We start from the raw sequence: 19,457 nt of genomic DNA, 5'->3' as shown, positions 1-19,457 counted from the left end.
ACCTTTAAGCCTCGTGTTCATCTGCAAGGGATTGTTCTGCTTCACGCATTAAGCTCATAAAATCGTTCAACACTTCTGCATCATTGTGATAACCCTGTTTTTCCCAAATTTGCTGAAACAGTTTTTCTGGTGTAGGCGGTTCTAAACTTACTTTAGCGGGTGCATTGGGGTCTTGCTCAGTCGCTAAATATTGACGTGAAATACGGACTAAACGATAACGGTCTTTGGGTAGAGCCTCTTCGAATTGTTGTCTTAAATTGGGCTGCGGTGGAACAGTAGTATGGTATTCAATATCGACATATTCACGTTGATCAATCTCTGGGATGGCACCTTGAGGCAGTGCTTGCAGCTTTTCCAGTACTTCATTGAGTTCACCGCGTATTTTATGCAGTTGAATACTTCGTGGTATTGCTAAAACATTCAATTGAAAACGGGATGAATCGTTTTGTGTGGGATCAAGTGTCACTTCAACAATTTGATGTTTATAGTTAATTTCACTAAAAGATAGTGGAATCGGGGAGCCACTATAGCGGATATGCTCTTCACCGACTTTTTGGGGTTTATGCAAATGCCCGAGTGCCACATAGTCAATGATTTCATCAAATAATGTCGTGGAGAGTGCTTCTTCATTCCCAATTACTATAGGACGCTCAGAGTCAGAGGTTTCGCCGCCTTGCATATGTGCATGAGACATTAAAATCAGGGCTTGATCTGCTGTTTTGCGGGCTTTGGCCTCAGCAATCAGTTGTTGATGCAAATAGGCAATCGCATTTTGGCTATTGGTGGTGTGTTCATTAAAGCCTGTAATTTCAGCAGGACGTAAAAAGGGCAGGCTCAGACACCATGCCACAGTATTTTGTTGCTCATCTAAAATTGGCACCAATAAATGCTCAAGATCGATCTGCTGTTGGCTATTTTTATGAATCACTCCCACGGCTTTGGCATTGTATTTGGCCAGTAACGGTTCAACTTGTTCAATTCGGTAGCCTGAGTCGTGGTTGCCTGCAATCATCAGGGTTTGCATATGCGGTGCACGTGCATGCGCATCTGCTAAGAACTGATAGAGTTGCTTTTGTGCGGACGATGCAGGGTTGATGACATCGAAAATGTCTCCTGCAATCAAAAGCGCATTTGGCTGTCTTGCACTGATTTGTTCCAGTAACCATGCTAAAAACTGTTCATGTTCATACTGACGGGAATGGTTATAAAAAAACTGTCCCAAATGCCAATCAGATGTATGAAAAAAACGAACAGCCATAGATACCCCAAGCTCAAAGCGCAATAGAGCTATAAGCTAACATAAATCAAAATTATGCGATGGATAATTGTCGCTACGACGACAATCTTTGACCTGATAGTTGAGTGCCTATTTTTAAGTTGAATTGCACAGAAAAACTATTGAGCGATTATGTGAAAAAGAATGTGATGGGTTTATTTGATTAACACCATAGTAAAAAGATAAATTTTGATTAAAAAATGTTCTTTTAATGGGGTATTATGTAATTCTGTGAAATTGTATATCGTGTCGAAGTCGTAAATGAAATGTGAACATCGATCACAGATTCAATTTTGAGACTTTATAAGAATGATTTATGCAGAATGTCTAAAAAATAAGTTATGCCTTGAATAGGACAAGGTATAAGGAGAACATAACTATGTCTGATTCTATTTTCAGTTCGCCCCGTATTGTTAATGATCTGGTGTATAAGACGCTGATTGAATCAACACTTGCTATTCCTTGGAGTATTGATTGGGGTACCAAAAAGTTTAGTTATATTGGCCCACAAATTGAAAAAGTGCTGGGTTGGAAGCAAGACTCGTGGAGAACAGTCGAAGATTGGGCGATGCGAATGCATGAAAATGATCGTGCATGGGTGGTTGATTTTTGTGTGGCGCAGTCGATTTCTGGGGTTGATCATGAGGCGGATTATCGCGCACTGACCATAAATGGAGAATATATTTGGATTCGCGATGTGGTGCATGTAGTGCGCAAACCCAATGGGGAAGTCGATAGTTTGGTTGGATTTATGTTCGATATTTCGGAGCGTAAAAAACAGGAACAAGAGTTAGAAATACTGAAAAAACAACTGGAAGAATATTCGTATCAAGACGGTCTGACGGAGATTGCCAACCGTCGCTTCTTTGAAGATAGCTACCAACGTGAGTGGCTCAATGCCCAGCGTGAACAGCAACCTTTGACCCTCATGTTATTGGATATCGATTATTTTAAACAATACAACGATCATAATGGTCATCTTCTCGGTGATGCTTGTCTGAAACAAATTGCACAAATACTGAAAAAAAGTGTCTCAAGACCACGTGATTTGGTCGCACGTTTTGGCGGGGAAGAGTTTATTTTGATATTGCCTGATACAACACAAGCGTCTGCAATTGAAGTGGTGGAGCGTATTTTACAGAGTATCCGTACCGCTGATATTTGCCATAGTACATCACCATTGGATCAGCGTTTATCGGTCAGTTTAGGGGTGAAGACCATTATCCCAACGCAAAAAAATGACAAAATGGCCTTTTTAAAAGAGGTCGATCAGAATCTTTATTTGGCCAAAGAGCGGGGACGTAATGGTTATGTCATTCAGGATGCAGAAGACGTCCAGCACTTAAACTCATATTAACTTTTAAGGGCTTCTTGATCTATTGAGGTGAGGGAGCACTGAAAAATCAGTCCTCAAAAAAATAAAGACCGACGATTCGAGTGATGATGAAATCGTCGGTCAAAGAAAACTGCTTCACGCTTAAATGTCGGCTGCTGACAACATTTAAATTTGGAGCCAATCTTATTGCTCTAGGAAAGGTCACCGTACGTATTGTGGATGCCGGTACAATGTTGACGGTTGCTGCGACCTTGTACCCTATTTAACGCACATCAACTTCGATTGGTTGACATGAAAATGAAAAAAAACTGAATTTTTTTTATAATGATTTTTTGGCTGGGTTTAAAGTAGCGCTATGATTTCGCTAACACGATATTTTCTCTGGTTTTTTTTCATATGTTTTGTCTTTAGTTGTGTCTGTGGTGTACTCGCTGCTCTACTTCCGACAGGGATGGGAGCGGTATTAACGGCTGTACCTTATTTGGTGGCCATGATTTGGGTTTTACTTAAATTTATTAAGCAACAACGCCGTGCGCCAACCCAAGTAGAACGGAAAAAATTCACTTTAGGTTTTAGTTTGATTTTTTGGAGCTATAACTTTGCCTTTCTCATGTTAGGTTTATTTATCTTTGCGCAGGGAGATGCTGAAGTTTGGCAAAACTTTATGCTCTACGTCCAACAACCGCAATTTATCAGTATGGTGGTGATTCTGATTTTATTGATCGCGATTCCCCTGTATCTGCTGACGTACTGGTTTTATGGCAAACAAGCAGAGCGTATGGCAGCAAAAATAATCGATTAATCGTAAAGCTTTCTTCTAAATGCTATAGTTGATCAAAAGCATCATTTGAGATCACGCTATGCAAAAAGAACGTGTATTGGTGACAGGAGCAAGTGGTTTTATTGGTTCAAACTTGCTCGATTATTTATTAGAAAAAGATTATGAAGTGATCGGCTTAAGTCGACAGAAAAATTTGCCTAAAATTCACCCACATTTAACTTGGATTCGAGCTTTAGAAGAACTCAAGCATGATCGCATTGATTATGTGGTGAATTTGGCTGGGGAAAGTATTGCTCAGGGGCGTTGGACAGATGCCCGCAAACAAAAGCTGATCGCCAGTCGCGTTGAAATGACGACGATGCTCTATCAATATCTCGCTAAAAGAAAGATCAAACCGAAATGTATTATTTCAGGTTCAGCGGTGGGCTATTATGGTATCGATCCGACTGAACAATGGACAGAGTGTTGTAATGAGCAGTCAGCGCCGCAGTCTATTTTTATGTCAGAGTTGTGTCAAAAATGGGAACAATCTGCACGGCAAGACACATCGCAAAATACCAAAATTATCCGTTTAGGTGTGGTCTTTGGACGTGGGGCTGGCATTTTGCCGCAAATGTTGTTTCCGATCAAAATGAACTTATGTGGACGTATTGGTTTGGGGCGGCAACCTGTGGTGTGGGTGCATATTCAAGATGTACTGCGAGCGATTGAGTTTCTAATGTTGCATGAAACCACTGCACAAGTCTTTAATGTCGTCAGTCCAGAAAAAGTTACCCAGTCAGCATTTGCACAAACTGCAGCGCAAATTCTAAAACGTAGACCTGTACTTTCTTTACCCGCTTTTGTGTTGAAATTACTTTTAGGCGAGCAGTCTCAACTGGTGTTGAATGGTCAATTTATTCGCCCCGAAGCATTGAAAGCACAGGGATTTGAGTTTAAGTATCAGACTTTAAAAGAAGGATTGCTTCATCTCATTCAGCCCAAAGCCTGATTGTGGCGAAGCATCATCACGCAAAATGTGCTAAACGTTCTGGAGTATAGGCAGTCGCATCAACCGTTAAGTTTTGGCCTAACATCAATTCTCGTAGCAGTCGTGCAGATGCAGGCCCCATACATAGACCATTTCTATAGTGACCGAAGTTTGCCCAGAGATTGGCTATTTCAGGAAATGCTCCGATATAAGGGACGCCCGTTGGCGAACTTGGGCGTAGACCTGCCCAATGCTTCACAATTGGGAAATCGGCCAGTTCGGGCACCATGTCCAAACAGGCTTTATAAATATTTTGCTGGGTCTGTAGTGAAGGGCGTTGGTCAAAACCGACATCCGCCATGCTTGAACCACAAACGATATGACCGTCCAAACGTGGAATTAAATACATAACTTGATTCATACACATGGTTGGTAGCCAGTTTTCCGGGGTTTTAAACAGTAACATTTGCCCTTGTACGGGGTTCACTGGAATGCTGCACTGGAGTTGTTCGGACCAATGCTGTGACCATGCGCCTGTTGCAATCACCACATGATCTGCATGGTAGCTTTGTCCATCGGCAGTTTTTATCCCTTGAACTTTCTGATTGAGCATGTCAAAGGTATGTACCCACGCTTGCTCATGAAAGGTGACTTGTGGCTGCCGTTTGAGGTATTCCACAATCGACTTGAGCAGTCGAGGATTACGGACATTGGCTAACTGTGGAAAATGGATAGCTTTTTGAAAGCGCGAGGAAATGCGCGGATTGACCTGTTCCAGTTGTTCGTGTTGCAAAAGTTCACAATGCTGCATCGGTTCTTGATGTTGGTCTTTATAATTTAGGCCAATGTCAAAATCAGTTTCGTCAAAAATCAGCATACCTGTTTCGTGGATTTCAAAATCTATCCCGGAAACCGGACTAATTTTTTCATTCCATGCTTGATACATGCTTTTGCCATATTTGGCGAGGTCATTGACACTTTGTGGATAGCGCCATGGGTACATCGGGGAGAGAATCCCTCCGCCTGCCCATGAAGCCGCTTGTCCGGCTTGCTGTTGATCAAAAATATCAACCGAACAACCGTGTTCAATCAGCTCAAGCGCTGTCAGTAAACCACTGATTCCTGCGCCAATGATGGCAATATGCATTGAAATTCAATCCTTTTAAACGTGCTGTTATTTCATGTCTTTTAGTTTCAGTGCCGCTTCTTCTGCAAAATAGGTCCAGATGCCATCTGCACCCGCGCGGCGGCAGCTCATCAGTGATTCAATAATCACGCTGTCCGATAACCAGCCGTTTTGGATGGCCGCTGCGAGCATGGCATATTCGCCACTGACTTGGTAAACGAAAGTTGGCACGCCGAAGTTGTCTTTGACTTCGCGGACAATGTCCAAATACGGCATACCCGGTTTCACAATCACCATGTCAGCCCCTTCTTGAATATCAAGGGCAATTTCATGTAATGCTTCTGCGCGGTTGCCGACATCCATTTGATAGTTGTATTTGTTGCCACCTTTAAGGTTGCTGGATGAACCGACCGCATCACGGAAAGGGCCATAGAAGCTTGACGCGTATTTTGCTGAATAGGCCATGATTGAGGTGTAGATATGACCATTGGCTTCAAAGGCTTGACGAATCGCACCGATACGACCATCCATCATGTCACTTGGCGCAAAAATATCTGCGCCAGCTTCAGCATGGCTTAAGCCTTGTTTGATCAGTGCTTCAACGGTTTCGTCATTGAGTACATAACCTGTTTCATCAATGATGCCGTCTTGACCATGCGTAGTATACGGGTCAAGTGCGCCATCGGTAATCAGCACCATTTCAGGTAATTCTTTTTTGAGCAGACGTAGCGTGTTTTGAACCACACCATCTTCACGCCATGCTGCTTCGGCACTTAAGCTTTTATCTTCTTGGGGAGTAACTGGAAATAGCGCCAGTTTCGATACGCCAAGTTCAAGTAAACGTTCTGCTTTTTTTAAGAGTAAGTCCGCAGATAGGCGTTGCACCTTCGGCATACTGGGGATGTCTTGCGTCTGGTTCTGTCCTGGCAGGACAAATACTGGATAGATAAGATGATCTGTCGTTAAATGGGTCTCGCGAACCATAGAGCGCAGATGTTCATTTTTACGAATACGGCGCATGCGAGTAGCAGGGAAGGCGGGACGATTGAACGTATAGGTCATACAAATCTCGATAATCGGTATTAAACTAGGTCAGTATTGTAGACCTATCTTATGGCTTTGGGCACATATTGACGGGTTTTTATTGTTTTAAGAGTGAAGCAGATTGTTATGAGTAGTGGTGAAAAAAGCTGGACGGGCAGCATACACTTAGGAGCAAAAGTGGATATTGATGTGGTTTTTGAGCAGTTGGTTAAGGCTTTTAATGCGTCGCCATTTTTTAAGCACAACACCATGACTATGCGAGTCGTTGACGGGCAAATTGAAGCCTATATCGATATGCAAGATTACTTAATTGGCAATGTTGCGTTCCAAATTCTACACGGAGGCGTGGCTGCAACGGTTTTGGACAGTATTGGTGGCATTGTGGCGATGGGAGAGCTGTATAAAAAAGCGGAACCTGACACGATTGCGGACACCATTAAAAAAGTATCCCGTTTAGCTACAGTCGATATGCGGGTCGATTATCTCGCGCCGGGACGTGGAAAATACTTTATTGCCCGTGCTGAAACTCTAAGATTGGGGCGTAAAGGCTGCACGATGCGCATGACCATGGTCAATGATGAAGGCAAATCGATTGCAACAGCGATTGCTTCTTATGCTTATTAGTTTTAAATTAATTAAGTAGTTAATATTCAAGTGAAATTTACAGCATCTAATAGGAAGTTGGATGCTGAAAACTAAAATAGACTGAGAAGTTACAATTTATTTTCTCAAAATGTGATTATTTGCTTTTAGAATGCATCAAATTTTATTGTGACTTTCTCATCGACACCAATGCAGACAATACTTGTCTGATGTCCCTTTCGTCGGGATGATGCCGGCTGACCAAGTCTGTTAGATTTAGGAAAAATCAATGACAGATGCCCCAAATACACTGCCAGATACTGATCCAGCCGATCAAATCAATGATCAAGCACTGAAAGCTAAACGTAAGAAAAGCTTAGGTTTCGTAGCTATGATCCTGATCATTGCTGCCATTTTATTCTTGATTTGGAAACTGTTCTTTAACCATTCGGTTTCAACTGATAATGCTTATGTGGGGGCGGAAACGGCCTCGATTACTTCTATGGTGACTGGCCAAGTTGAAAAAGTGTTGGTCAGTGACACGCAAACTGTAAAGCAAGGCGATGTGCTGGTTTTGGTCGATCATCGTGATGCTGAAATTGCTGTAGCCCAAGCTCAGGCCGAATTACTTAAAGCACAGCGCCAGTATAAACAAAGTGCGGCCAACAGCAGCTCTTTAAACTCGCAAGTCTTTGTTAGCGATGACGCCATTCATAGTGCTGAAGCGCAAGTGGCTAAAGCCAAAGCGGAGTTAGATAAAGCGCAAGATGACTTGAACCGTCGTCAGCAGTTGAGTGCGACAGGCGCGATTTCTAAAGAAGAATTAAGCACGGCACAAGCTGCTTTAAATAATGCACAAGCGGGCTATAACTTGGCGCAAGCGGGTTGGGCGCAGGCTAAATCCAGTCAGAAAGCTGCGCAAAGCAATTTGGCTGCAAATGAAGCTTTAATTCAAGGCAGCAATGAAAATTCGACTCCCGATGTTTTGGTTGCTCAAGCAAAACTGAAACAAGCTTTACTTGATTTAGAACGTACTGAAATTAAAGCACCATTTGATGGGGTGGTGACGAGCCGAAAAATTCAAGTTGGACAGCGTGTGGCACCGGGTTCGGTACTCATGGTGGTGGTTCCAATTTCACAGTTATATGTCGACGCTAACTTTAAAGAAAGTCAGCTTAAAAATGTACGCCCAGGCCAAAAAGCAGTTTTAACCTCAGACCTCTATGGTGACTCAGTTGAGTTCCATGGCACGGTCTTGGGCTTTTCCGGTGGAACAGGTTCTGCCTTCGCGCTGATTCCTGCACAAAATGCCACAGGCAACTGGATTAAAGTGGTACAGCGTTTACCTGTGCGTATTCAACTCGACCCGAAAGAGTTGGCTGAACATCCTTTACGTGTTGGCTTGTCGATGGAAGCTCAAATCGATTTGAAATCGAAGTAGTTGCACATGAATAGCTATGTTCCCTATGGTGACTTAAAGGGTGGTCGCCTGATGTTGGCGGCCTTCGTCCTTGCATTGGCCAACTTTATGGTCGTGCTGGACATGACCATTGCCAATGTTTCTGTGCCTCATATTACGGGAAGCCTTGCAGTATCGAGTTCGCAAGGGACATGGGTGATTACCTCTTATGCCGTGGCTGAAGCGATTTGTGTCCCTTTAACAGGCTGGCTCGCAGGTCGTTTTGGTGGCGTGAGGGTTTTTACCTTAAGTCTGATTGGCTTCACCATATTTTCGGTACTGTGTGGTTTATCGACCAGCTTAGAAATGCTGGTTTTCTGCCGAATTGGTCAAGGTTTATTTGGTGGCCCGATCATGCCGCTCAGTCAGATGTTACTGATGCGGATTTTCCCTCCAGAAAAGCAATCCCAAGCGATGGGCATGTGGGCAATGACGACAGTGGTTGGCCCGATTCTTGGTCCAATTTTAGGGGGAACCATCAGTGACAACATGTCTTGGCATTGGATTTTCTTTATTAATATTCCTGTTGGGATCGCATGTGCTTTTGCAGCGATGCGTCTGCTTAAACCTGCGGAAACCGCAACGGCCAAACTCAAAATTGATCGCGGTGGATTGATCCTCCTGATTTTATGGATTGGGGCATTACAGCTCATGCTCGATCTGGGGCATGAACGTGATTGGTTTAATAGCCCTGCGATCGTGGTACTGGCTTTAACGGCTGTGATTGGCTTGGTGATTTTTACCATTTGGGAGCTGACCGAACGGCATCCAGTGGTGAATATCCAAATCTTTAGATACCGTAGTTTCACGATTTCTGTCTTGGCACTGGCCTTTGGCTTTGGCGCATTTTTTGGCAGTATTGTACTGATTCCGCAGTGGTTACAGATCAATTTGGGTTATACCGCAACTTGGGCTGGTTATTTAACCGCAACCATGGGTTTTGGTAGTTTAGCCATGTCACCCATTGTGGCGAAATTGGCAACCAAATATGACCAACGTGCACTGGCCAGTTTTGGTTTGAGCATCTTGGGCGGGGTGACTTTGATGCGTTCGTTCTGGACCACAGATGCTGACTTTTTTGCATTAGCACTTCCGCAAATCTTGCAGGGCTTTGCTGTACCATTTTTCTTTATCCCATTATCAAACATGGCACTGTCATCGGTATTACCACATGAAATGGCATCTGCCGCAGGTTTAATGAACTTCTTAAGAACCATGGCAGGGGCGATAGGCGCATCTATTGCTGTCACTATTTGGGACGACCATACTAAAGTTGCACGTAGTGAAATGGTCGGCAGTTTGCATGCAGATCAAACTCAGTCGGTGTTGATGCAGCAGGGAATGAGCGCGGAAGGTGCATTAGGCTATATTTCTAGTTTGGTGGATAAAGAAGCGTTGACCTTGTCGGCAAACTATATTTTCCTGATCTTGGCTTTGGTGTTTCTATTTGCAGCATCCATTATTTGGCTCTGTCCTAAACCTAAAATAGGGGCAGGCGGTGGCGGACATGCGCATTAGGGTAATAAAAAACCGCTTTTAGAAGCGGTTTTTTATTCTGCATGTTATGCAGTTTTATGATGTTTTGAATATTTCAAAACAATAGAATTAAATAATCAAAGTTCTGACTTTGCGCGTCTTAAAGCGGATTGCCATTGTTGTAAGTGAAATTCACGTTGATCTGTGTTCATTTTGGGTTCAAAAGCACGTTCAAGCTGCCAAGACTGTGCAATTTCATCCAAACTTGAAAATACGCCACACCTTAAGCCTGCCATGGCCGCCGCACCCCATGCAGTCGACTCCTGCATCTTAGGGCGTAGTACAGGCACATTCAAAATATCGGCTTGAAACTGCATCAGCATATCATTTTGACTGGCGCCACCATCGACGCGGAGCTCTTTCAGCGGCTGCTGAATATCGGCTTGCATGGCGGTCAGTACATCAGAGACTTGAAAGGCAATGGATTCTAAGGCTGCACGAGCAATATGGGCTTTGTTGGTTCCACGTGACATTCCACATAAGAGGGCACGCGCTTCACTGTCCCAATGTGGTGCACCGAGTCCAGTAAATGCCGGAACCAGCATGACGCCATCGGTATCTTGAACTGTACAAGCTAATTTTTCAACATCGCTACTTTTTTGAATAATGCCTAAATTATCCCGTAACCACTGAACAATCGCACCTGCCATAAATACACTGCCTTCTAGGGCATAAGTGGTTTGATGTTGCGTTTTCCAACCCAGTGTCGAAAGCAGTTTGTTTTTACTGTATTGAACGGTCTCGCCTGTATTGAACAGCATAAAACAACCTGTGCCATAGGTGTTTTTTGCAGTCCCAATGTCAAAACAGGACTGTCCAAATAGTGCAGACTGCTGGTCGCCTAATATGCCTGTGATCGGAATATTGGCACCGAGCAAGCCTGCCGCGGTATCTGCGACGTAGGTATCTGAGTTGATGATTTTCGGCAGTAATGCAGACGGAATATTAAATAAATCTAATAGCTCTTCATCCCACTGCTGGGTACTTAAGTTCATGAGCATGGTGCGAGAAGCATTGCTGACTTCGATGACATGTTGAGCACCTTGGGTAAGATTCCAAATCAGCCAACTATCAATCGTGCCAAAGGCCACATGCCCCTGTTCAGCCAATCTGCGTAGACCATTGACATGCTCAAGTAACCAGACCAGTTTTCCTGCACTAAAGTAAGGGTCAATTCGGAGTCCAGTTTTGGATTGAATCTTATCTTTTAAGTTTTGCTGTAGGAGCTGATTACACCATTCAAATGCGCGACGGTCTTGCCAGATAATGGCTGGTGCAAGCGGCTGTCCTGTACGTTTATCCCATACGACAGTCGTTTCTCTTTGGTTAGTAAGACCAATTGCTTTGATGTCTTTGGCTAAAATACGAGCAGAAGCCAGAGCCTGCTGTACAACAGCAATTTGTGAGCTCCAAATCTCTTGGGCATCTTGTTCTACCCAGCCTGATTGGGGGGTATGTATACGTGTTTCGCGTTGCGCCGTTGCCTGAACTTGACCTTGTTCATTGAAAATAATGGCACGACTCGAAGTGGTTCCTTGGTCGAGTGCAAGTAAGTAGCTCATAAATTATTTTATTGTTGGACTTGAAAAGCAAAATATTAGCGCAATTATGTAATTAAGCGCATCAATATGTGTGTTTGTTTAGAAAATAGATCGTATTTTCTAGCAACTATGCTATGATTGCCGCTACTTTGGGGGTGTTTCTGGCTTCGACGCTGGTGATGAAACTCATAGATGCATGTCGAGAGCGCATTTTCTCTCGTAAATCAAATTTGCATTTTTTAGTCGCAAACGACGAATCATACGCTCTAGCTGCCTAAGGGCAGCTTGTCCGCCTCTCCGAATACTTGTGGTTAGAGAGTCCGACTGAAGCGCACGCACACAAGTCCGTATAAAACCAAGCCTCGGGGTTTTGTACTAAATTAAGAGGATCGCGATTTGTACCCTGTTCGTCGGGTCACAAAGAGTTAAAACAATAGACGATATCTAAGCATGTAGTATTCTCGAGCGTAGTGCTGGCGGACGCGGGTTCAACTCCCGCCACCTCCACCAAATGTAGTAATCAGGGTCAATCATTACACATCAGAATTGATCAGGATTCAGCAGAAAAGCCTTGAAACTTAACGGTTTCAGGGCTTTTTTGTGTCTATTCATCTGTCACGATAAATCAGATTGAATCATTGAAAATCACGGTCTATCAAACTAGGATGTTATACCAACGTTATACGGGTATAACATTTGAAATGTTGTCAGACTTAAAAGTAAAAAATTTAAAGCCACAAGAAAAACGCTATTCGATTGCAGATGGGGAAGGGCTGATTATTTCTGTATTTCCATCTGGGAAAAAGAAATGGGTACTGTCGTATCGTCACCACGGTAAACAGAATCAAAAAACGTTGGGTGAATATCCTGAAATAGGCTGTAAGGATGCACGAAACCTTGCCCGGGATTTTAAATCACAGCTGAGTGGTAAAAAAATCAATGTGCCGACTTTGGGCGAAGTTATCCAGGAGTGGCTGGCCATTATGGGGCCTCGTTGGACCAGTGATAAATATAAATATACGGTGATTTACCGGTTAAATTACATTGCTGAAGACTTCTCTGACATCAGTGTTGATGAAATTGAACGAAAAGATGTCGTAAAAAAAGTAAAAGAGATTGTGGCCAAAGGAACCATTGAAACTGCCAAGCGATCCTTGCGCCTGTTGAGTGATGTTTTTAACTTTGCGATTGCATCTGATTACACTGAAAAGAACCCATGTATTTTGGTGGGCGATGTAATTCCTAAACAGGACGTTGAAAATCTGGCTGCATTGAAGCCACATCAAATGACAGAGTTCTGGACTAAGGTTCAGCAAAGCTATGTCACTGATGATTTGATGATTGTCCTAAAACTTGCCTGTTATACCGCTGTTCGTATATCTGAGCTGCTTCATGCCAGATGGGATACTGGGGAAATTGATCTGAATAAAAAAGAATGGATCATTCCTGCATCGCGGATGAAAATGCGTCGTGATCATGTGGTACCGCTTACGGATCAGACCGTTGCGTTGTTTAAAATTATGTATGACCGCAAAACTGATAACGGTTTTATCTTTAAACATACGCGGAAACCGAATATGCCGTGCCGATCTGAAAGTATATTGGCGATTATTAAACGTAATGGCTATGCTGGTCGGATGACTACACATGGATTCCGTACCGTTTTTTCAACACATGCCAATGAATCGACCTTATTTCGTGAAGATGTCATTGAATATCAAATTGCTCATGTGCCTAAAAATAAGATCCGGGGCATTTATAACAGGGCAGAATACTGGTCGGAACGGGTGGAATTAATGACCTGGTATGCCAATGAAGTTGATCGATGGATGAAAATTTTTGAAAAAGGTTAGAAAACTGAGATTTTTTAAGTAATTGGTTGAAAAGTAGAGTAAAACAGCTTTTAAATTGAGGCTAGAAACTGGCTAGAAGTCGGTTGAGTATGGGTTAGAAATCAAAAAAGGGGCATAAATTATGCCCCTTTTTCTATGACTGTGTACCAATCGTGGTGTCATTTCGCATTGCTTCGAGTGTTGTTTCTTTCCACTCTTTGCGGTTTCCGAAAACACGCTCCGGAGGATACTTTTTGATGTAATGCTTCTTAAAGGTATTCACACAAATCCCCAATTCTTTGGCCACTTTGACCATTGGATGCCAGGACATAATTAGTTTTCCTCCCTTTAAATAACAGCAATAAAATCAAAATGTTTTAGGTTCATGTGAAATGGTGTGAACCAGGTCTTTACCCACATGGTGCGGTTAAAGGTCAGCAAACGATCCTTGCCGTCTTCCTTGAAGTAGGTCACACGATCAGCTTTGACTGCCACGATGGTTGCACCTTCAGGTTTTTCGGCCTTGAGCTTTTCAAGTTGCTGGTTAGTCATTATCTGTGTCCTGTTGCAGTGCTTCAAACTCTGCAAGCCATTGTTCACGACTTACACCATTTTCAGCTGTTGCTGGAGAAATGCCGGCAATGTAATAGCCTACTTTTGTGTCCGAAATTGGATATTCCTTGGCAATGATATTTACAAATTCACAATTCATTGCTTTGACTGTGTCGTAGGCTTCAGCTGCTTTTTCATGGTCAGGGGTAACTTTGATCATTTATTTGATTCCTTAAACCGGGTTTGCCTGTGGTGCTGAATCCAACATTTGCAATTGATCAGCATGAATTTCTGTGGTGTAACGTTCAATACCGTTCTGATCCGTCCACTGACGTGTTTTTAATTTGCCTTCGATGTAGACTTTTGAACCTTTTTTTAAGTACTGCTGAGCGATTTCACCTAAACGGTTTTTAATCACAATGCGGTGCCATTCGGTTTGTTCAATCCATTCACCGGTCTGTTTGCTTTGCCATTTTTCAGACGTTGCGATTGAAAAATTGCAAAGTGAACCGCCATTTGGAAAGCTTTTGCTTTCAGGATTGGCACCTAGTGTTCCAACTAATACGACTAAATTAACGCCACGCATTTTTATAATTCCCACAATTTATATTGAATAAAGATAGATCCATTGACGAACAGCATGATTTCAACCAGTAGCAGCAATACTTCCATGGTCCACGCCCTCAATTTTGGCAAAGTGACTGAAATGTCCTGTGAAACATTTCTGATTGTTGGTGAATGGAATGTCTGGATTTTCAATGTGGCAGACATATAGCTGGTCAGTGCCAACGATCTGTTTCACTTCAAAACGCTGATGACTGCTGACAATAAATTTGTAGCGTGCAAATTCATCAGGTATCCAAACGGTGTCACCCACTTGGAAGTCGTGAACTGTATTAATTTCAGAATCTGTGAACGGTAGGGCATCATCAAAATTGAGTTCAGCAGTTTCAAGGCCACCTGGCTGTGCTTTGCCTGTGTCGACAATATTTTTCATTTCGTTGATCAAGATGCATGCTTCGGTTGGCATGTGCTGAATGCATGGGTGCTGATTCAAAACAGCATGCAAGCGAAGTGCGCGCGCTGAAATGTCTTGATGTTCAGCGATCATTTTGAAATAGCTTTGATCTTGAGTTTGAGCGTTCATGAGTTTTGCTCCAATGACCGTTTTTGATTCTGAATTTCATTTTTAGTTGCAAGACGTACCATTTCAGGAATGCAACTACGTGAACCATGATTGAAAATTAATTTCCCATCACTTTTTCCTGTAATTACTTCAATTGTTTCAGGCATAAAGTCATCTATATAAGCAACTGACTGACCAATTGAATATTTGCTAAGTTCGAAATTGATTTCGATTTCTTCAACTTCTAGATCGACAGCATTTCTTGAATTGTTATCCATTATTTTTTTGCCCCTAAATTTGGATTTGTGAAGATCCAACACTTCACGTTACGGCTTGGTTTACCTGGTACTTCACGACTTTTATTCACTGCTGCCACGTCATCGGCAGGGAAACGGTCTGAGTACACCTGTTTATTGCTTTCAATGAATTTGTACTTGCGTGAGGTGCGAAGTAATTTCTTCATTTCATTGATTTCAGGCAGCTGCTGATAATTGCGTGCAGCCACTTTGTAAATTTCGTTTAAGTTGATTGCGACGGTTTGAGCATCTGCAGGGTGATGATTCAAGCCCCATTCTGGTGAACGGTTGCCTTGAAGGTATTCGTAAGCGTCCCAGAATTTTTCCACGTCAGGATGATCACCATTCAACTGTTCAACACGTTCACGCGCCATTTGTTCAAGCATTTCTTGTGCTTCAAGCATGTCTTCCAAGTCGATTGGCAAAACGTGTTTGGCCATTGCTTCGATCAGTGCAGCCACTTGTGCATGACATAAGGCAATACGTGTATGGGTAATGCCAATTTCATGATAGTGATCTTCAATTGACTGTAACTTTGATGCGTATGTTTCCAAGATTTTGTCTTCATTACGCAAGCAATGGGTCATGAAGGTGCAAGCATCTTCGAGTTCCATGCGATCCAGTTCATCGACAATACGTTTGGTTTCCAGTGACTGTCCTTTGCGGTCAAAGTACAAGTGCAAAGTACGTGTCAAAATTGCTTCTGAAGCCTGAATTGCCGTGTTTTGAGAAATCAGGATGGCACCACGGAACGGTGGTTCATAGGTTTCATTACCTGCAGTCTTTAAACCTTTAGAACGAATTGCACGACCGTTGAAGGCATCTTTCAATTCATCCCAACTGAATTTAGACTTTTGAACAGCATTACCATTCACGTCATTACGGTCGCCCTCGATGAGTACGACAGGCAAATTGGCAATCTGTGCAAAGTTACGGTACACCGCCACGTTTGTTGATTTGTTTGCATCAAAGCCTTCATAGTCTTTACGGCCTGAAAGTTTCCACATCATTTCAATTAAACGAGATTTACCTGCACCGGCTTCCCCGACGATTTCCATAAATGGATATGAGCTGTGCATGCCGCGAATTTGTTCAGCAAAATATGAACCCATCCACCAAGCCAAAGCCACGATACCTTTTGCACCACGAACCTTGTGAAAGTCATTCCACCATGACGGATCAAACTGTTTTTTAGGGTTCAATGTGATCGCTGGTGAACTTGCCAGTGTTTTAATTTCCTGACGTTTTACTTTGAAAAAGTCATGCTCATTGATGGCAATGATTTGGCCCTTATGCACCGCATATTTTTCAAAGATGTAAGTCTGGTATTCACGGCTATAACCAATGTAGTCAATGGTTTTAACTTCACGTAAACGTTCGGTTTCACGTTTGATGAATGTTTCCAGGTGATTATCTGTACCTGTCCACATTGCACCAGACATCACAGACATGACACGTGGTTTGAACTTTGAACGTGATGACATTTGGTCAGCCGTAAATGTGGTTTTTGCTTCTGACCATGGGCTTTGCAATTTGAAGTAGTACCAAGATTCATCGGTGATTTCATTACGCTGGAAGTACAACGGTTCAATCTGAGCATTGCAAATTTCTTTGGCTGCTGAACAGTTCTTCAATGCACTTGAACGGATTTCTTTATCAGTGAGGATCTGACCACCATTTTCAGCTGCTTCATTGTTGCGGTCTTCCAGGTGCTGAACTGCTTTGTTGTATTTGTCATAGTCGAGTTCCCACCAATACAAACGGAATTTGTGGTTGTAGTAGAAGGTATGACGACGGCCTTCATAGAAGTTGTAAATTAAAAGACCGGCTTCTTCAGCCGTTTCAGCAATCAGCAATTCACCATAGTGTTTGTACTTTGGGAATTGATCATGGTTGAGTTTGTCCCACTGGAACAAGTCATTCCAGTCGAGTTTTTTACCACCATTTGCTGGTGGCTGTGCAGCTGTAGACGACCAACCTTCAGCACGTGAACGTTCATGCCATTTAACTGTGTAGCCTTTACCTGCAGAATCATTGTCGAATGCCCAGCGTAAACGTGGCTTGTCAATTTTGAGTTCATGACAACGGTCTGCAATTTGTTTTAAGAATGCAGAAGGGTAGTTGACACATGACAGGCAAGACATGGCTTTCACACCTGACTGACTCAGTGCAATGGCATCAAAGATTCCTTCGGTGATCCAGATCGCTTGGCCTTTTTCCCCTAGACGGCAAAGTTCATCCAATTCATGCACTGACCATGCTTGGCCAGCATTTTTAAAACCATAACTGAAACGTGCTTTTTTATTGCCGAAGCGTTCTGGTCGGTCAATCAGACGTTCCCAATAGTTTTTGTCATCTAACATAAAGCGAACAGTGGCAGATGATTCTTTACTGTCTTTATCTGTATAGAACTGTTGGGTGTATTTGCCAATCAGATTAGAAATATCAAAACCACGACCTTCAGATAAAAATGCATCTGCTGCAGCATTTGGATTCGCATCAGTTTGTGGATGGTATTCAGACCAGTCTTTGAATAAGTCTTCACAGATATCTTTGACGTGTTCTTCATAACCACATTTGACCAGACGACCACATTTCACGATACGAGGATTGTGGGCATGGGTATAAAGTTCTTTTTTACCGCATTGTGGGCAGACACCTTCACGGAACCATTCGCCACGTGTCTTGAAACTGAACATATTTTCAAGACGGTCAATGATGCGGTGCTTTATCTCTGACATTAATTCACACCCTGATATTTAGTTTCAATGATATGAAGCCAGTCGCATGCATCTGTGTAAGTCATGTGGTTCTGGTCATAAAGGGCTTCTATGTAGCCTTTGAGTTTGATTGCAGCAATCATGCGTTGATTGCCTTGTTCTTTTTGCATTTCTTGTATGCGTTGCAATAAAGCTTCAGTACCATTTCGGTTTTTAAGCTGTGCTTTACGCTTATTTGATAAATCTTGAAGTGTTAACATCATGTTTACTCTTGCGTGAAATTGTAAACTCCTAAGTATTTTCAGATGCTTAGGTGTTATTTTTCGCAATGAAAAAAGGGTTATCAGGGTCTGCAATTTTTGACAATTCATTTGCAACGGCTTGACGAATCACATTAGAAATAGTCGTGCGGTTTTTAGCTGCATGGATCCGCATGTAGTCTTTTTCGGGTTGGGTAAAATGTGCGCCACTCATTTCTGTTCGGTTTTCTTTGACTGTAGACATTTGAGTTACCTTTTTTTAAAGTTTCGATATATCAACAGTGTTAAACTGTTAAAGTGATCATATTACGAAATATCGAAATATTCAATAGTATTAGAGGTAAAAATGTCGATAAATGATAATTTTTTAGAGCGTGGGGCGCGTTTGAAAGCGGAAAGAAACCGTTTGAAGCTGACTCAACCTGAAATGGCTGAAATTATAGGTAAAGCAGTCGGATCTATAGTCCGTTATGAAAAGCATGGTGATGCCTTGAACCAGGATCAGCTGATTGCTTTGAGTAATGCAGGATTTGATGTCTTTTATATTACGTTTGGTTTAAGAGCTGATACTTTAAGTGAGCCTGAGCATGAAATTGTCACGGCATACCGTAGTCTGGGTGATGATGCCAAGGCTGCTTTTGTCAAAATGGTCAAGGCTTATGTGGCACAGTAATTTCAGGGCAAGCCTAAATCATCTACCCCAACCTTAGTTGGGGTTTTTTAGTGCTTTATATTGCTTTGGCGATCTGAACGACTTGGTGGTGTAGGGTGTTGAGGAGAGCGTTTAGTTCTTCGCTTGTGATTTCATGCTGTATTGATAGTTTGGTCAGTACAGAAAGTGTTTGTTCCAAGTTTTGAATTGGAAAGCGTATTTCGTCCAGTATTTCTTCTGCAGTCATGGTGTTATGGCTGTTAATGTCCAGTATTGAGTTCATTGTTCCCCCTGTCTATTTATAGTGGGTTTATTTTGCTGAAAATTGTTTAAATAATACAGTCATGTGCGACAATTTTTGTCGCACA

The 19,457-nt window shown here is 42.6% G+C and carries 21 protein-coding genes, 1 other RNA gene and 1 pseudogene; 9 read left to right on the top strand and 14 right to left on the bottom strand.

What is annotated here, in order from left to right:
• Positions 1 to 4: 4 nt before the first annotated feature.
• Positions 5 to 1,258: an exonuclease SbcCD subunit D gene (locus AC4CUZ_RS18170; protein ID WP_279691562.1), complete on the bottom strand. Its 1,254-nt coding sequence runs from the start codon at positions 1,256 to 1,258 to the stop codon at positions 5 to 7.
• A gap of 397 nt (positions 1,259 to 1,655) precedes the next feature.
• On the opposite strand from AC4CUZ_RS18170, the gene AC4CUZ_RS18165 reads away from it, so the two are divergent.
• From AC4CUZ_RS18165 to AC4CUZ_RS18155, 3 genes are all read left to right on the top strand, one after another.
• Positions 1,656 to 2,633, top strand: a complete 978-nt coding sequence (locus tag AC4CUZ_RS18165) for a GGDEF domain-containing protein (protein ID WP_279670588.1) — start codon at positions 1,656 to 1,658, stop codon at positions 2,631 to 2,633.
• Between the two features lie 334 nt (positions 2,634 to 2,967).
• On the top strand, positions 2,968 to 3,414 hold the full coding sequence (locus tag AC4CUZ_RS18160; RefSeq protein ID WP_279691560.1) for an ABZJ_00895 family protein: 447 nt from the start codon (positions 2,968 to 2,970) through the stop codon (positions 3,412 to 3,414).
• Between the two features lie 58 nt (positions 3,415 to 3,472).
• Complete coding sequence (locus tag AC4CUZ_RS18155) at positions 3,473 to 4,384, top strand: TIGR01777 family oxidoreductase (protein ID WP_279691558.1); 912 nt, start codon at positions 3,473 to 3,475, stop codon at positions 4,382 to 4,384.
• A gap of 16 nt (positions 4,385 to 4,400) precedes the next feature.
• Here AC4CUZ_RS18155 and thiO read toward each other — a convergent pair whose 3' ends face one another.
• Together thiO and hemB are read right to left on the bottom strand one after the other, a co-directional pair.
• A complete protein-coding gene (thiO, locus tag AC4CUZ_RS18150) occupies positions 4,401 to 5,510 on the bottom strand; it encodes a glycine oxidase ThiO (protein WP_279691556.1) in 1,110 nt (369 codons plus the stop codon).
• A gap of 27 nt (positions 5,511 to 5,537) precedes the next feature.
• Positions 5,538 to 6,551: a porphobilinogen synthase gene (gene hemB, locus AC4CUZ_RS18145; protein WP_005400146.1), complete on the bottom strand. Its 1,014-nt coding sequence runs from the start codon at positions 6,549 to 6,551 to the stop codon at positions 5,538 to 5,540.
• Positions 6,552 to 6,659: 108 nt separating this feature from the next.
• Here hemB and AC4CUZ_RS18140 point away from each other — a divergent pair, with 108 nt between their 5' ends.
• The 3 genes from AC4CUZ_RS18140 (at position 6,660) to AC4CUZ_RS18130 (ending at position 10,092) form a co-directional block, all read left to right on the top strand.
• Entirely contained in the window at positions 6,660 to 7,157 is a 498-nt protein-coding gene (locus tag AC4CUZ_RS18140) for a thioesterase family protein (protein WP_004694841.1), read from the top strand.
• 247 nt (positions 7,158 to 7,404) lie between these two features.
• The gene (locus tag AC4CUZ_RS18135) at positions 7,405 to 8,556 is read left to right on the top strand and encodes an HlyD family secretion protein (protein ID WP_279691553.1); all 1,152 of its coding nucleotides are present in this window, start codon (positions 7,405 to 7,407) and stop codon (positions 8,554 to 8,556) included.
• A gap of 6 nt (positions 8,557 to 8,562) precedes the next feature.
• Positions 8,563 to 10,092: a DHA2 family efflux MFS transporter permease subunit gene (locus AC4CUZ_RS18130; RefSeq protein ID WP_279691551.1), complete on the top strand. Its 1,530-nt coding sequence runs from the start codon at positions 8,563 to 8,565 to the stop codon at positions 10,090 to 10,092.
• A gap of 95 nt (positions 10,093 to 10,187) precedes the next feature.
• On the opposite strand, the gene glpK is transcribed toward AC4CUZ_RS18130, so the two are convergent.
• A complete protein-coding gene (gene glpK / locus AC4CUZ_RS18125; protein WP_078426398.1) occupies positions 10,188 to 11,672 on the bottom strand; it encodes a glycerol kinase GlpK in 1,485 nt (494 codons plus the stop codon).
• A 130-nt stretch (positions 11,673 to 11,802) separates the two neighbouring features.
• Here glpK and ssrA point away from each other — a divergent pair.
• Positions 11,803 to 12,161, top strand: a transfer-messenger RNA (tmRNA) gene (gene ssrA, locus AC4CUZ_RS18120).
• A gap of 191 nt (positions 12,162 to 12,352) precedes the next feature.
• Entirely contained in the window at positions 12,353 to 13,504 is a 1,152-nt protein-coding gene (locus AC4CUZ_RS18115; protein ID WP_284885352.1) for a tyrosine-type recombinase/integrase, read from the top strand.
• Between the two features lie 133 nt (positions 13,505 to 13,637).
• Here AC4CUZ_RS18115 and AC4CUZ_RS18110 read toward each other — a convergent pair whose 3' ends face one another.
• The 9 genes and pseudogenes from AC4CUZ_RS18110 to AC4CUZ_RS18070 form a co-directional block, all read right to left on the bottom strand.
• Positions 13,638 to 13,814, bottom strand: coding sequence for a hypothetical protein (locus AC4CUZ_RS18110; RefSeq protein ID WP_004670187.1), 177 nt, complete (start codon positions 13,812 to 13,814; stop codon positions 13,638 to 13,640).
• A gap of 17 nt (positions 13,815 to 13,831) precedes the next feature.
• A complete protein-coding gene (locus tag AC4CUZ_RS18105; protein WP_004670190.1) occupies positions 13,832 to 14,035 on the bottom strand; it encodes a hypothetical protein in 204 nt (67 codons plus the stop codon).
• Positions 14,028 to 14,255 (bottom strand): hypothetical protein, encoded by a 228-nt coding sequence (locus tag AC4CUZ_RS18100; protein WP_284885322.1) that lies wholly within the window; start codon positions 14,253 to 14,255, stop codon positions 14,028 to 14,030. The genes AC4CUZ_RS18105 and AC4CUZ_RS18100 overlap by 8 nt, the downstream gene beginning before the upstream one ends.
• A gap of 27 nt (positions 14,256 to 14,282) precedes the next feature.
• Positions 14,283 to 14,621 (bottom strand): annotated as a pseudogene (ssb, locus tag AC4CUZ_RS18095) (single-stranded DNA-binding protein); the annotation flags it as partial.
• Positions 14,622 to 14,681: 60 nt separating this feature from the next.
• Complete coding sequence (locus AC4CUZ_RS18090) at positions 14,682 to 15,182, bottom strand: hypothetical protein (RefSeq protein ID WP_490748031.1); 501 nt, start codon at positions 15,180 to 15,182, stop codon at positions 14,682 to 14,684.
• Positions 15,179 to 15,439, bottom strand: a complete 261-nt coding sequence (locus AC4CUZ_RS18085) for a hypothetical protein (RefSeq protein ID WP_490748030.1) — start codon at positions 15,437 to 15,439, stop codon at positions 15,179 to 15,181. Before AC4CUZ_RS18085 ends, AC4CUZ_RS18090 begins: the two co-directional genes overlap by 4 nt.
• Complete coding sequence (locus AC4CUZ_RS18080; RefSeq protein ID WP_490748029.1) at positions 15,439 to 18,198, bottom strand: toprim domain-containing protein; 2,760 nt, start codon at positions 18,196 to 18,198, stop codon at positions 15,439 to 15,441. The genes AC4CUZ_RS18085 and AC4CUZ_RS18080 overlap by 1 nt, the downstream gene beginning before the upstream one ends.
• Positions 18,198 to 18,440, bottom strand: coding sequence for a hypothetical protein (locus AC4CUZ_RS18075; protein ID WP_490748028.1), 243 nt, complete (start codon positions 18,438 to 18,440; stop codon positions 18,198 to 18,200). The genes AC4CUZ_RS18080 and AC4CUZ_RS18075 overlap by 1 nt, the downstream gene beginning before the upstream one ends.
• Positions 18,441 to 18,486: 46 nt before the next feature.
• On the bottom strand, positions 18,487 to 18,681 hold the full coding sequence (locus AC4CUZ_RS18070; protein WP_171529612.1) for a hypothetical protein: 195 nt from the start codon (positions 18,679 to 18,681) through the stop codon (positions 18,487 to 18,489).
• A gap of 102 nt (positions 18,682 to 18,783) precedes the next feature.
• Between AC4CUZ_RS18070 and AC4CUZ_RS18065 the strand changes: the two genes are divergently transcribed.
• Positions 18,784 to 19,110: a helix-turn-helix domain-containing protein gene (locus AC4CUZ_RS18065; protein WP_171529613.1), complete on the top strand. Its 327-nt coding sequence runs from the start codon at positions 18,784 to 18,786 to the stop codon at positions 19,108 to 19,110.
• 55 nt (positions 19,111 to 19,165) lie between these two features.
• Here AC4CUZ_RS18065 and AC4CUZ_RS18060 read toward each other — a convergent pair whose 3' ends face one another.
• Positions 19,166 to 19,372, bottom strand: coding sequence for a hypothetical protein (locus AC4CUZ_RS18060; protein WP_171529614.1), 207 nt, complete (start codon positions 19,370 to 19,372; stop codon positions 19,166 to 19,168).
• Positions 19,373 to 19,457: the final 85 nt, after the last annotated feature.

This window comes from Acinetobacter sp. 789_lipA (assembly GCF_058242845.1).
Note: the sequence above shows the minus strand (reverse complement) of the source record. Positions and strands in the feature narration are given on the sequence as shown.

Coding starts and splice junctions, on each gene's coding strand:
- glpK (WP_078426398.1), bottom strand. CDS start 11,672: ATGAGCTACTTACTTGCACTCGACCAAGGAACCACTTCGAGTCGTGCC.
- AC4CUZ_RS18155 (WP_279691558.1), top strand. CDS start 3,473: ATGCAAAAAGAACGTGTATTGGTGACAGGAGCAAGTGGTTTTATTGGT.
- AC4CUZ_RS18170 (WP_279691562.1), bottom strand. CDS start 1,258: ATGGCTGTTCGTTTTTTTCATACATCTGATTGGCATTTGGGACAGTTT.
- AC4CUZ_RS18090 (WP_490748031.1), bottom strand. CDS start 15,182: ATGAACGCTCAAACTCAAGATCAAAGCTATTTCAAAATGATCGCTGAA.
- AC4CUZ_RS18080 (WP_490748029.1), bottom strand. CDS start 18,198: ATGTCAGAGATAAAGCACCGCATCATTGACCGTCTTGAAAATATGTTC.
- AC4CUZ_RS18085 (WP_490748030.1), bottom strand. CDS start 15,439: ATGGATAACAATTCAAGAAATGCTGTCGATCTAGAAGTTGAAGAAATC.
- AC4CUZ_RS18070 (WP_171529612.1), bottom strand. CDS start 18,681: ATGTCTACAGTCAAAGAAAACCGAACAGAAATGAGTGGCGCACATTTT.
- AC4CUZ_RS18100 (WP_284885322.1), bottom strand. CDS start 14,255: ATGATCAAAGTTACCCCTGACCATGAAAAAGCAGCTGAAGCCTACGAC.
- AC4CUZ_RS18135 (WP_279691553.1), top strand. CDS start 7,405: ATGACAGATGCCCCAAATACACTGCCAGATACTGATCCAGCCGATCAA.
- AC4CUZ_RS18060 (WP_171529614.1), bottom strand. CDS start 19,372: ATGAACTCAATACTGGACATTAACAGCCATAACACCATGACTGCAGAA.
- hemB (WP_005400146.1), bottom strand. CDS start 6,551: ATGACCTATACGTTCAATCGTCCCGCCTTCCCTGCTACTCGCATGCGC.
- AC4CUZ_RS18110 (WP_004670187.1), bottom strand. CDS start 13,814: ATGTCCTGGCATCCAATGGTCAAAGTGGCCAAAGAATTGGGGATTTGT.
- AC4CUZ_RS18130 (WP_279691551.1), top strand. CDS start 8,563: ATGAATAGCTATGTTCCCTATGGTGACTTAAAGGGTGGTCGCCTGATG.
- AC4CUZ_RS18160 (WP_279691560.1), top strand. CDS start 2,968: ATGATTTCGCTAACACGATATTTTCTCTGGTTTTTTTTCATATGTTTT.
- AC4CUZ_RS18165 (WP_279670588.1), top strand. CDS start 1,656: ATGTCTGATTCTATTTTCAGTTCGCCCCGTATTGTTAATGATCTGGTG.
- AC4CUZ_RS18140 (WP_004694841.1), top strand. CDS start 6,660: ATGAGTAGTGGTGAAAAAAGCTGGACGGGCAGCATACACTTAGGAGCA.
- thiO (WP_279691556.1), bottom strand. CDS start 5,510: ATGCATATTGCCATCATTGGCGCAGGAATCAGTGGTTTACTGACAGCG.
- AC4CUZ_RS18075 (WP_490748028.1), bottom strand. CDS start 18,440: ATGATGTTAACACTTCAAGATTTATCAAATAAGCGTAAAGCACAGCTT.
- AC4CUZ_RS18115 (WP_284885352.1), top strand. CDS start 12,353: ATGTTGTCAGACTTAAAAGTAAAAAATTTAAAGCCACAAGAAAAACGC.
- AC4CUZ_RS18105 (WP_004670190.1), bottom strand. CDS start 14,035: ATGACTAACCAGCAACTTGAAAAGCTCAAGGCCGAAAAACCTGAAGGT.
- AC4CUZ_RS18065 (WP_171529613.1), top strand. CDS start 18,784: ATGTCGATAAATGATAATTTTTTAGAGCGTGGGGCGCGTTTGAAAGCG.